This is a genomic window from Priestia sp. P5_B4 (assembly GCF_056400385.1).
Genome location: NZ_JBFULJ010000076.1, coordinates 1 through 11,903 on the forward strand (window position 1 = coordinate 1; position 11,903 = coordinate 11,903).

The following is an 11,903-nucleotide window of genomic DNA, read 5'->3' on the forward strand; positions in this document are numbered from 1 at the left end:
TAACTGAATCGATTGAATGCGATTGCGTTGAATAAATCGTTTTTCTTTTTTAAAAATCCCTTTATACAGACGCACTTCCGTTTCTGTTACCTCGTAACGAAATTCCTTCCAAGTAAAAAAAGCAAATAAAGCGACTACGCCTCCCGCTAACAGCGTTGCCCACCAATATGTAAACAATAGGTGCCGATTGACAATAAATACAAACACAAAAGGCAGGATATTATTTTTTATATGTTCAATAAATGCTATTGCAATATATAGCGGATGCAGCCGCTTACTCATCTTCAACATCTACCTCTGCTAGTCTAGCAATATACTCTCGCAGTGCTTCAGCATCTCTTTGTACAAGTGCAGGAATTTCAACGCTTCCAGCTGCTGTAATGATTTTAACAGATGCCAAGTCAAATTTTCGAAAAATCGGCCCTGTCAATGTTTCAACGTGCTGCACTTTCACAAGCGGAATTTTCGTATGGTACCAGATGAATAGCCCTCTTTGTACATCAATTTGAGTATCTGTGACTTCATATGAATATACATTCATATATACATTTGGAGCTATAATTGTATATATGATAAAGCTCACGACTAATAGTCCAGCTGATATCCATCCAATAATTGACCACCAATCAAAAAAATGAACGAGTAGAAAATAACCCGCTGTTGCAAGAAGCCAAAGGCTATGCGTAAAAATGGATTGCCAGCGCATCGCTTTTTTAGCCTCGAGGGGCAATTTGCCCTTTAAATGTTCAAACTCCATAAAAACTCCTTTCCCTACCTTTTTTACTATTTCTATTACTATATTACGTTAAAAAAGGAAAAAAGTTTCATAGTTTGCTATTTTCTTATTATTTTTTGATAAAAAACAAACAAGGCTGCCTATTTCGAGGCAGCCTTGTTTGTTATCGATAAACGCCGTCTTTCTCTCCGTGTACAATAGCCGCTCTTTCAACTGCTTCAGATACTGCTTCATGTACAGCTAGATTAAGAGGATGAGGAACTAAATCGCCTGGACGCGTTGAATTTGCAATGGCTTCAGCTGCAGCTACAAGCATCGTATGCGTAATATCACGCACCCCCGCATTTAACACTCCTCTGAAAATACCTGGGAAGCCAAGTACATTATTCACTGACCTTCCATCCGTAGCGTAAATAGCTCCTGCTTCAAGAGCATCTTCAGGTTCAATTTCTGGCTTTGGATTAGAAAGTGCTAGAATGATTTGCCCTTTTCGGATCCATTCTTTTTGTATTAATCCAGGTACACCTGTTGTCGCAATAACAATGTCACAGTTCTCCATAAGCTCTTCTAATGAATCCGCTACTTTTCCACTGTAGCTGACTAAGCGCTCATTCGCTTCAGGAGACTTATCAGCTCCTATCACCTGTTTGACACCGTAAGCCATGAACATTCTGCAAGTAGCGATGCCGGCAGCTCCTAAGCCGATTTGTCCTACTTTTGCTTCTTTCAAATTCACACCTGTGCTGCGACAAGCTGAGATAGCTGCTGCTAGCGTCACAACTGCTGTTCCGTGCTGATCATCATGCATAACTGGAATATCGAGCTCTTCTTTTAAACGTTCTTCAATTTCAAAGCAGTGAGGCGACCCTATATCTTCTAGTAAAATGCCGCCAAATCCCGGTGAAATATTTTTAACCGTTTGAATGATTTCTTCCGGCTCATTTACATTCAACAAAATAGGGATAGCGTTTACATTGGCAAGTTGATCAAATAACGCAGCTTTTCCTTCCATAACAGGCATTCCTGCAACTGGACCAATATTTCCTAATCCTAGTATAGCGGTACCATCTGTTACAATCGCAACCGTGTTTCCAATGCTCGTATAAATCTTCGCTTTGTCGGGCTGTTCTTGAATAGCACGGCAAACGTTTGCTACACCTGGTGTATATACTCTTCTTAAGTCAGCGATCGACTCAATTTTCATTTTGCTTTTCATTTGAATTTTGCCGCCTTCATGCGCATGAAGAACTTCATCTGATACTGTATGTAAAGTAATGCCTTCTAAACTGCGAACCGCTTCAAGCAATTCCTCAAGCTGGTCTTCACTTTCTACTTGAACCGTAATGCTTCTCATGGTGTAGTTATGTCCTACTTTAACGGTTTCAACCTCGCCAATGTCTCCTCCAACATTTCCGATAGCTGTTGCTACTCTTCCTAAGTTTCCTGGTACGGTCGGTGTTTGTACCATTAATGTGCGTATTAAATTGTTCATCATATCCCCATATCCCCCTTGTCTTAATCCTGCAAGTGCGTATACTTACTAAATGAAGCGTTTAAAACGGTCAAATTTCCTATAAGTTCATGTTACCTACTTATCTTACAAGTAGATCCATACGTACTGTCTTTTCCATTAAAAGAAAAGCAATAGATAACGCTTTCAAACAGACTTTTCGCTTTGATTATAAGCAAAGTTTTTAGAATAATCAAGCGATGACATTGTGAAAATTCATAAATTATTAAGAAGGAATTTGTTCTTCATAAACAGAAAAGACTTATATAGAAAAGAAACAAAGGAGTGAAGCAGTTGAAATCAATTTGTGTATTTGCAGGATCAAGCGCTGGAATAAAAACAGAATATAAAGAGACAGCCGTCTCGCTAGGACGCTACATGGCCAAAAAAAACTACCGGCTGATTTACGGAGGCTCACGAATGGGCCTGATGGGAGAAGTCGCAAATGAAATGCTTCAGCATGGAGGCGAAGTCATCGGCATTATGCCCCGCGGTTTGTTTAGCGGTGAAATTGTTCATACCGCACTGACAGAACTCATCGAAGTAGAGAGCATGCATGAGCGAAAGGCAACTATGCACGAGTTAGCTGATGGTTACATTGCGCTTCCTGGAGGTTTCGGGACATTTGAAGAGTTGTTTGAGGCTCTCTGCTGGGCTCAAATTGGTATACATAAAAAACCAGTAGGGTTATTAAATGTGAACGGCTACTACAACCCGCTTATGCAAATGGTTCAGCATGCCGTAGATGAAGGGTTTTCTACAGATTCTGCTATTCGTCTCATCAATATTTCTGATACTCCTGAACAGCTTATCTCTTCAATGGACACCTACACGTCTCCTTCAGAAGACCAAAAATGGAACACTGAACGCTAAAAAGCAAGCGCATAATTTGCGCTCGCTTTTTAAACTTTATTAAAAGTAATCTCATATTTTTTTACGCCAAAAACAAAAGGGCTGTCTATTGGCTTTAAAGACTGATTTTGAACTTTCGAGAATTCTCCTTTTTCTAGTAACTTAGTAAAAGCAATTTTCCCTTCCATTCTTGCTAGCGGTGCTCCTAAGCAAAAATGGATGCCGAATCCAAAGCTCACGTGAGGATTTGTTTTACGATGCACGACAAAAGTGTCAGGCCGTTCAAACTTAGCTGAATCTCTATTTGCACTTGCTGCCCAGCTAATTACCTGCTGTCCTCTTTTAATCTTACACTCTCCAAGTTCTACATCTTCAGCAGCTATGCGTCCAATCGCTTGAATAGGAGGATAATAGCGAAGCGTTTCTTCTACCAGGTTCGGAACCAGCGATATGTCTCGACGAACTTCATTCTGCACGTCTACGTCTTCTGTCATATACCGAACTCCGTTCGTAATTAAGTTTGTCGTTGTCTCATTACCTGCTACTAGCAATAAAATACAAAACCCCAGCACTTCCTCTTCTGTTAAATGCTCGCCGTCGATTTCTGCTTCTAAAAGAAGCGAAATGAGATCTTCTTGTTTATTTTGCTGACGCTCCGCGATAATTTCTTTAAAATACCCTTGTAAAAAAATCACGCCTTCATTACGCTTTTGCATCATTTTCGCAAAAGCTTCGTCTGAATTATTTTCAGCACCGCTCACTAAGTCATCGGAGTATTTTTTAAACAGTTCTCGGTCTTGGATTGGTACTCCTAGCAACTCTGCTATTACAATAATCGGCAGTGGTCCAGCAAAGTTTTCTACTATATCAAACTTTTTTTTCCTGCTTACTTCATCTAATAAATAATCTGCAATCTCTTCAATATGACTCTCTAAGTGCYGAATAGCTCTTGGCGTAAAAGCTTTGTTTACTAAGTTTCGTAACTTTGTATGTTTTGGAGGGTCCATCATTAAAATACTTTCTTGGCGTTCTTCCATTGCTCGTTTGGATGAAAAAAGCGACGGGTTTTTTAAAATATACTTTACTGTTTCATAATCAAATACATCCCAGCAGTTTCGGCTTTCATCGTAACGAATAGGTGCCTCTTGACGCAGACTGTTATAAATATCAAATGGGTAAAGCTGCTGTTCAACTGATTTGATTTMTTGCATAGGAATCAAGTTAGCATAGCGATTTTCTCTTTTTACTGCTTTTGAATTCATCTCGTATTCCTTCTTTCGTTTAAAAGTGACCTCGTTAAGTTTTTTAACCTTCTACAGATCAAAGAATTTTTTTCCATCTTTGTATCTTTTGATCAGACTATCACAAGGTTTTTTCACTTTCAACGGACATAATCAGAAAATTTTGTCAATTATACAGAAGACTTATTTTATTTAAGGTCTAAATCAGTGATTTTTTTCCATTTTTTTAGTTCATTTATCTTGTTTCATAATAATCATAGAGATGGTTACACTACAAGTAAGTACGTAAGAAAGTAGGGATCTCATGTGATAGATGCCCTTATGTGGGGTGGTGTCTCAGGCTCAGCTGTATTAATTGGAGCTATTATAGCTATTTTTGTACCTTTAAAAAAACCTTTGACTGCTTATATTATGGCTTTTGGCACGGGCGTTTTGTTAGGAGCTGCTGCTTACGAGCTCATTCAAGATTCGGTAAAAGAAGCAGGAATCATTTCTTCTTCTTTAGGCTTTTTAACAGGCGCAGCACTTTTTACTCTTCTTGACATCTCCTTAGCTAAAAAAGGCGCTCACAAAAGAAAACGTTCGGACCACCTTGTCCCCGCTAGCTCGGGACTAGCCATTTTTATTGGTACCATTATGGATGCTATACCTGAGTCACTGATGATTGGCGCAAGTTTGATTGAACAGCACCACGTTAGCTGGCTGCTTGTTGTTTCTATTTTTATCAGCAATATACCCGAAGGAATCTCCGGGACAAGCGGACTACTAAAAAGCCAATATAAGCAAAAGAAAATTTTTTCATTATGGCTTTCTGTCTTCTTTATATCGGCTCTTTGTTCTTGGATTGGATATCTATTTCTTCAAAATGCTACCCCAAACATGATGGGTTTTATTGCCTCATTCGCCGGTGGTGGAATTGTGGCAATGGTTGCTTCGACGATGTTGCCAGAAGCTTTTGAAGAAGGTGGTCCTGTTATTGGTTTTATTGCTTCATTAGGGTTATTAACTTCTATTATTTTGGATTATATGTCTTTTTAATGAATAAACTTATATTTTGTATGAAACAAAATATATAGGTCTTTCGTCTTTACAAGTAGATATAAATAAAAGGAGTTACCATTATGAAAAAAATATATGCTTCTCTTACACTTTGCACAGTACTCACTTGCCTATCAGGGTGTGCTTATGCACCTCATAATAATCTGTCTGCCGAAAGAGTCTCTGCTTCTTCTATTCAACATACTTCTTCTTCAAAACATGAGGCTTCAATAGAGGAAATTACAAATAAGCTTCCAGGACACGTTTATTTAAAAGGTATAACCTTCCAAGATACGCAAAAACCTTATTACTTAACAATTAATTACGCTGCAATAAATAATAATCAGCATACGTTTGAAAAAAGCTGGACGTCTGTTAAAACCAAACGCATACTTTTACATAACGCAACCATCTTACTTTCTGCCGTACAAAATGCTGACAGCGTTCACTTTACTATTAATACGACTGTTCCTCAGACAATCACCATTACTCGAAAAGAGTTAAAGGACTTCTACGGAATAGATCTTCGGAATTATAATGACGTGAAACAAGTATGGAAAGAAAAATTCGAAGGACAGCAAGAAAAAATCGAGGAATTTTATGATGCACATCCAATTACAGAAATGCAGTAAAAGCGGCCCATGGCCGCTTTTTAAAGCTGTTTTTTCATAAACACCTGCTCAAGTTTGATTCCTTCATCTGTATATAAATCTTGAAAACCAAATGATTTTAACATTTTCACGAGTAAGCTATTTCTTTTTTCAGGTACATTATATGTATTGTAAGCAATTGGTCCATACATATTAAAAATAGTTGCTAATAAAAAGCCCAGAACGTCCTCTGAATTTGAGATATGTTCCTTAACGCTTCCTTGATAAAAAGTAACCGAATTCACGATGCCTATGGAAGAAAAATTCCTTTGAAATAACAGATAGCCAACTTCTTCGTTTCTTTCATTCAACGCAATAAACGATTCTCCACCACGAATACAGTCAAATTGATTTTTCCACGGAACATCGTATGTATAAAAGGGTAGGTTCTGAATATCTTTTGCAAGCCTTCGCTTTAACGAATATGTAAGCTGATTCTTCTTTTTAAGTAAAGAAGCGTGAAAACTACCTCTATGCTTTAGAAATAAAAGGGTATCTACAATCTCATATCCATATTTCTGATAAAGGTGAATGGCTTTTTCATTCACTTTAAATGCTTCCAGACTGGCTTCCATTACTCCTTGCTGCTGGTATCTCTCAAGTGTAGCTTTTAGTAAGGCTTCTCCAATTCCTATTTTCCGGTAAGGTAAGGCTACGCTTGTACCTCCATTCCAAGCATGTTTTTTTCCCTTGACCTTTTTTATTCCATTTAACATAATTCCAGCTGGTGTATTATTATAAAAAGCCATAAAAGAATGGTGGACAGATAGCTGATCAAAACCAAACCTACAAGTGAATTGATCTAGTGACAGCTCAATCGGAAGATAATAATCTTCAAAACCCTTATTGAATGCTTGTAATGCATCAGAAAAAGAACACTGGCTTAGAGGCTTAATTATAATCACGGGACATTCCTTCCTTTTGTAAAAAGATAATAAGCTAGAAAATCATTATAAGAAAACATCATCAATAACCTTCTGAATTTTTGTGGTTTTAAAAAAAAGAAAGAGACATACCATTTAAACACCCTGTCTCTTTCTTTTCTWTTAACACTCTATTCTATTGTCTTTTAACCTCTACATCTGACGCTTTCACAAACGCATAGCGGTGATTAAAATAAATTTGATAATATTCGTCTTTTCCAACAATCATTTTGTGATCGTTTGGGTTTGTTGTAAAAGTTGGGGCATAGTAATAGTCACTCCTTACTTTCTCTACCCCCACGTACACCTGCTCTGGAGAAATTTTATACTGAAGTGGCACCATAGCTTTAACTGGTATATCAGAAGGATAGGCTGAAGCCTCCGGGAAAGCTCCTCCGTACACTTGAATGCTTTCTTTCCCTGGTTTTGGCGTTAATAATATCCCTGTACCTTCACTTGTATTTTTATTATGTGGATTATAAAACCAGGCTTTTTGTCCTCCGTACCAAATCGCTGTCCATTCTCCTTTTGTCTCAGCTACTGCATACGTTTGTCCAGTTACTGCTTTGCTTCCCCAGTCTAACGTTTGTTTCGTTCCAGGCCCTGAAGCTGCAGGCTCATTCAGCAGCGGTGAATCATTGCTGGGAGCTTGATGCAAATACACAAAGTTGGCCGGCTGCTTTGGTGCATCTGATACTTCTGGCTGATTGTTTTGAAAGACTGGATTAATCGTAACGGCTAGTTTGTTTGTATGCTGGCGCTCGACTGGGCTTCCTACTAAATCCATGTAGTGCCCCCAATCCCAAAACGGCCCGGGATCTGAATGCATACCTGATTGAGCCTTAGGAGACAAACCCGGCACYTCATCATGACCAATAATATGAGCTCGGTCTAATGGAATATTATATTCTTTGGCAAGGTGGCGTACGAGTCTTGCCGAAGAACGATACATTTCTTCCGTAAACCAAGTAGATCCTTCAAGGGCGAATCCTTCATGTTCAATTCCAATACTGTGTGTATTAAAATACCAGTTTCCTGCATGCCATGCTACGTCTTTGTTATGGATCATCTGTGCGATGTGGCCATCACTTGAACGGATTACATAGTTTGCAGCGGCTCTATTAGGGTTAGCAAACAAATCAATCGTTCCATCATAACTTACTTCTGTATCATGAATAACAATATAGCGAACATCTGATTTTTGACGGTTTGCAATATCATAGTTTCCGTAATCTGAAGCACTTTCGCTGAATTTCCCGTAAAATGCAGGGATGTATTCACATTTTAAAGATGCCGGACAATCCGCTTTATTCGTATTGGAATTTTCAGCACGAGGAATCGACATATCTATATTTTGAGGGGAAATTTTAAGATGCTGTCCGTCTGATGTTGTATGCTCTGCTCCTTTTTCCAACGTTTCATATACATCATCGGCAAATACTTGAGCGTTTTCCTTATCCTGAGAAGCACTGTAAGCGGCGACTGCATCGTACCATTTTTGATCAGTGGACGGTATGTTTCCATTTTTGTCTTTTGCGATAAAAGCCAGCACAGCAGCGCCACCGCGAATATTTTGCACAGGATCTTTTTTTAATCTTTCTTTATCTGAGTTAAGCAGCTTAGCAGCTAAGGAGAGAGTTTGCTGTTTATCATATGCTGGTTTTGAAGGCACAGCTCCGTTTCCTTTTCCATCTTCTAAAGAAGGGATGTCTGTTAAATGCATAAGACCGTATCCCCCGGCTGCACTAGGTTTTCCATTATGACTTTCCCAGCGCGACTTGTTGTAGGAAATTGCTTTTAAAAGCGAAGCTGGCACACCAAATTCTTTAGATGCTTGTGCAAATGCTCGCTCTAAAGAATCTGACTGATTCTCTGCCGCCAAAGCGACTACAGGCTTTTGCAGCGTATGAAGGGGCATATAAGCTGTACATATGACACCAGCCGTAAGCATGGCTACCCCTATCTTATTTAGTTTTAATCTTTTTTTTAGTTCCAAACGTATTCCTCCCCCGTAAAGTATGTAAATGAGGTCAATAAAGACATAATATGACTTTACCTCGTTCTCAACCATTTCGTCTTCTTTCTTTCTATTCCCTTGAGACAATAGTCTAGAAGATTCGACAGAGTTACTAGGAGGAAAGATGTGGTATGAGGAAAAAATCATAAAAATCATCCCTCTTCTTTAAAGCTGCGCTCTCAAAAATGGTTGAGTACAACAGCGGTCCATTCATCCCTTTTGCTGCCTTTTTAATAAAGCAGCAATATTGTAGATAATGACATTCCTTCTATAATTCAACTATTACTAAACCAAATTTCTTAATTTACCAGTTTTTTAACAGACTGTACGTTCGACATTTTAGTAACTTTTCACCATAGTTAACCATGGAAAAGGTTGCTATTATTAAAGACAAGAGAATGTTTACATATGATTGAACGCAGCAAGAATTGCTCTTGAAAGGAGATACCTTATGAGAGGACACAGCATTCCAGCAATTAAGTTGAATGAAGAAGAAAAAGAAAAATTAGAGGAACTTATTGAACACTATAATTTAAAACGAACGTCTCTCATTCGAAAATTTATTATGGATGGAAAAGTTAAGCCTCCTTTAATCGGCAAAGAAGCAGGTGTGGAACTATTGGTTAACCTGCGAAAGATTGAGTCTGAACTAAGCCGGCTAAGCAATAATATGCATCAAATTGCAAAGTACTTACATAAACCAAAAGATAAGCAAAACCATTCACAGAATCTTGAAGAAATCCTACTAGAAATGATGAAAAAACAAAAACATGTACAAGAAGATGTAGAGACTATTTCAGAGCAGCTTAGCGATCATTTATACGTTAAATAGAGAAAAAACGCTCTTTTCATTTCAGAAAAGAGCGTTTTTTATAAAGAAGTAGGGATTTAAATGCTTTTTTTCATGCCGCACTTTGCGCATGTACGGATAAAAATAAAGTCTTTTACTAAGCTTTTAAATTTCACATGTCCACAGTTATCGCATCTGCCTGCAACTTTATCCGGAAACTCCTCATATACATATATTTTTGTTAAATCAATCGCTTCTTGTTGCTCTTCCATTTCCATCACACCTTTATGCATCTTTACGATTCAGCTCTTTATATTCTATCAAAAATAAGTAAAATTACTAGGGTGAAAGCTTCAAAAAACAAGCAGGTTTTTTCACTATTTTTTTATCCGTTCAGCTTTGTACCACCAATTTTCTCTATCTAAAAATGCTTTTACATTCAGTATTTTTTTATCCCGAAGGGTAATGATGGCTGCCGCAGCTCCTTCTTTGGAAAAGGTTACGGCTGTTTCTAATTTCTCTTTTGCCACAAACACTTTTAATGTTTCCATATTCTCTTTTGTTAATTCCGCAGTTGTGATGGTTTCTCCTTCAATGATTGTATCTTTTTTTTCAATAAAATGTTGTCCAGCCATCACCCAGGCTGCACGCGTTTCACCATAAACTTGAAAGAAGGTATTCTTTTTTAAATAACCTGTTCTCTCTGACATATTTGCATCCTTATACGTCTCCGTATCCTCGGTTGTTTTTATCCATAAAGGTTTATATAAAAAAGTAGGCTTTGAAAAACCTTCCTCGTCAGAATTTCCCACAGAATTTGTAGATTTAGACTCCAGGTTTAAAAACTGCGCAATCCCTTTTGCATATGCCACCCCCATATCTTTTAGAAATTGAGGATTTTTTAAGAGCTTTGCATCGTGTTCTGTCGTTCATCATTACAATTTTATTGAGCGTTGTGATTACCGTTGTCGTTACGACATTTCTTAGCAAGCAGAAGCTCGAAATGCGATTAGGTCAGGATATGGTGAAGATGGGAGAAGATTTTATCGATTTGTACGGAGCAGAAGACTCGGACAAAGCTGCAAGGTTTTTATCTAATTCATCATTCATTCATTTTTCGTTTATTATTATTGATGATCAGCATGAAGAAAAAGTATTAGGACAGCCAGGACCACCTATTCCAATTACACCGAAAGAAGTAGATCAAGTATTAGACGGGAAGCGTTATTCTAATTTAAACGAGGAAAAAGATGATCGTCCACAGCCAAACGTAGTGGGTCTTCCTTTTAAAGAAAATGGACGGTCGTATGCTCTATTTATTCAGTCTCATCCACAGCGGCAATTTTCAGTTATTCAAGATGTTCAAAATATCCAGCTTATTACGATTTTATTAGTGGGTATTGTATTATTTGCATATGTTTCAATGATTATTATTAAACCGATTAAGCGTCTCAGTACAGCGATGAAAGTTGTCGGACAAGGCGAATACAATGTGCAAGTCGAGCACGCAGCGAATGATGAAATCGGTCTGTTAACTAAAAATTTCAATCAAATGACTAAAGAATTAAACAAAATAGAAACGATGAGGCAAGAGTTCATTGCTAGCGTTTCGCATGAGATTCAATCACCGCTGACCTCTATTCGCGGTTTTTCAGCGGCACTTAAAGATGATATCGTCAGTGAAGATAAAAAGATACAATATTTAACGATTATTGAAAAAGAAAGTACAAGACTTTCTCAGCTTAGTTCCAATTTGCTAAAGCTTGCTTCTCTAGACTCTGAACATCAAACGCTAATGCTGCAGCAATACCGTTTAGATGAACAAATCAGGCATGTGGTCATGGCTTTAGAACCTCAGTGGACAAAAAAGAACATAGAAATTGACCTTGATTTATCCAATGTTCAAATGGAAGCAGATAAAGATTTGTTAGAGCAAGTTTGGCTGAATTTAGTAACAAATGCTATTAAATATACGCCTGAAAATGGATTTGTGAAAATATCCATTTCTCTAAAAAACGAAGAAATAGACGTGAAAATAAAGGATAATGGAATTGGTATTGCCGAAGAAGATCAAAAATATATTTTTGAAAGCTTTTATAAAGTAGATAAATCGAGAACGTTAAAAGGAAGCGGCCTCGGTCTAGCC

The 11,903-nt window shown here is 37.8% G+C and carries 13 protein-coding genes; 5 read left to right on the forward strand and 8 right to left on the reverse strand.

What is annotated here, in order from left to right; all coding sequences use genetic code 11:
* The 3 genes from AC1DRF_RS09850 to AC1DRF_RS09860 form a co-directional block, all read right to left on the reverse strand.
* Positions 1 to 282 (reverse strand): PH domain-containing protein (locus AC1DRF_RS09850; protein ID WP_477740662.1); only part of this gene is annotated, 282 nt, incomplete at its 3' end.
* Positions 275 to 757 (reverse strand): PH domain-containing protein, encoded by a 483-nt coding sequence (locus AC1DRF_RS09855; protein WP_477740663.1) that lies wholly within the window; start codon positions 755 to 757, stop codon positions 275 to 277. The genes AC1DRF_RS09850 and AC1DRF_RS09855, both read right to left, overlap by 8 nt.
* A 142-nt stretch (positions 758 to 899) precedes the next feature.
* On the reverse strand, positions 900 to 2,231 hold the full coding sequence (locus tag AC1DRF_RS09860; protein WP_427076231.1) for an NAD-dependent malic enzyme: 1,332 nt from the start codon (positions 2,229 to 2,231) through the stop codon (positions 900 to 902).
* A gap of 309 nt (positions 2,232 to 2,540) precedes the next feature.
* Between AC1DRF_RS09860 and AC1DRF_RS09865 the strand changes: the two genes are divergently transcribed.
* On the forward strand, positions 2,541 to 3,119 hold the full coding sequence (locus AC1DRF_RS09865; protein ID WP_043982110.1) for an LOG family protein: 579 nt from the start codon (positions 2,541 to 2,543) through the stop codon (positions 3,117 to 3,119).
* Positions 3,120 to 3,148: 29 nt separating this feature from the next.
* Here the strand turns inward: AC1DRF_RS09865 and AC1DRF_RS09870 are convergent, their stop codons facing one another.
* Positions 3,149 to 4,360, reverse strand: coding sequence for a cytochrome P450 (locus tag AC1DRF_RS09870; RefSeq protein WP_477740664.1), 1,212 nt, complete (start codon positions 4,358 to 4,360; stop codon positions 3,149 to 3,151).
* Positions 4,361 to 4,645: 285 nt separating this feature from the next.
* Between AC1DRF_RS09870 and AC1DRF_RS09875 the strand changes: the two genes are divergently transcribed.
* A complete protein-coding gene (locus tag AC1DRF_RS09875) occupies positions 4,646 to 5,377 on the forward strand; it encodes a ZIP family metal transporter (protein WP_116733234.1) in 732 nt (243 codons plus the stop codon).
* Between the two features lie 83 nt (positions 5,378 to 5,460).
* Entirely contained in the window at positions 5,461 to 6,009 is a 549-nt protein-coding gene (locus AC1DRF_RS09880) for a DUF4825 domain-containing protein (RefSeq protein WP_097823593.1), read from the forward strand.
* 20 nt (positions 6,010 to 6,029) lie between these two features.
* On the opposite strand, the gene AC1DRF_RS09885 is transcribed toward AC1DRF_RS09880, so the two are convergent.
* Both AC1DRF_RS09885 and AC1DRF_RS09890 read right to left on the reverse strand, forming a co-directional pair.
* Entirely contained in the window at positions 6,030 to 6,932 is a 903-nt protein-coding gene (locus tag AC1DRF_RS09885; RefSeq protein WP_427076233.1) for a GNAT family N-acetyltransferase, read from the reverse strand.
* Between the two features lie 154 nt (positions 6,933 to 7,086).
* Positions 7,087 to 8,946 carry an N-acetylmuramoyl-L-alanine amidase gene (locus AC1DRF_RS09890; RefSeq protein ID WP_427076234.1) on the reverse strand — a complete coding sequence of 620 codons (1,860 nt, stop codon included), beginning with the start codon at positions 8,944 to 8,946 and terminating at the stop codon, positions 7,087 to 7,089.
* A 472-nt stretch (positions 8,947 to 9,418) separates the two neighbouring features.
* Between AC1DRF_RS09890 and AC1DRF_RS09895 the strand changes: the two genes are divergently transcribed.
* Entirely contained in the window at positions 9,419 to 9,799 is a 381-nt protein-coding gene (locus AC1DRF_RS09895; RefSeq protein WP_013056777.1) for a plasmid mobilization protein, read from the forward strand.
* Between the two features lie 56 nt (positions 9,800 to 9,855).
* Here AC1DRF_RS09895 and AC1DRF_RS09900 read toward each other — a convergent pair whose 3' ends face one another.
* Both AC1DRF_RS09900 and AC1DRF_RS09905 read right to left on the reverse strand, forming a co-directional pair.
* The gene (locus AC1DRF_RS09900; RefSeq protein ID WP_043982100.1) at positions 9,856 to 10,050 is read right to left on the reverse strand and encodes a DUF8096 family protein; all 195 of its coding nucleotides are present in this window, start codon (positions 10,048 to 10,050) and stop codon (positions 9,856 to 9,858) included.
* A gap of 84 nt (positions 10,051 to 10,134) precedes the next feature.
* On the reverse strand, positions 10,135 to 10,467 hold the full coding sequence (locus AC1DRF_RS09905; RefSeq protein WP_477740665.1) for a hypothetical protein: 333 nt from the start codon (positions 10,465 to 10,467) through the stop codon (positions 10,135 to 10,137).
* Positions 10,468 to 10,622: 155 nt separating this feature from the next.
* Between AC1DRF_RS09905 and AC1DRF_RS09910 the strand changes: the two genes are divergently transcribed.
* Positions 10,623 to 11,903: sensor histidine kinase (locus AC1DRF_RS09910; protein ID WP_477740666.1), on the forward strand; the 1,281-nt coding region annotated here is incomplete at its 3' end.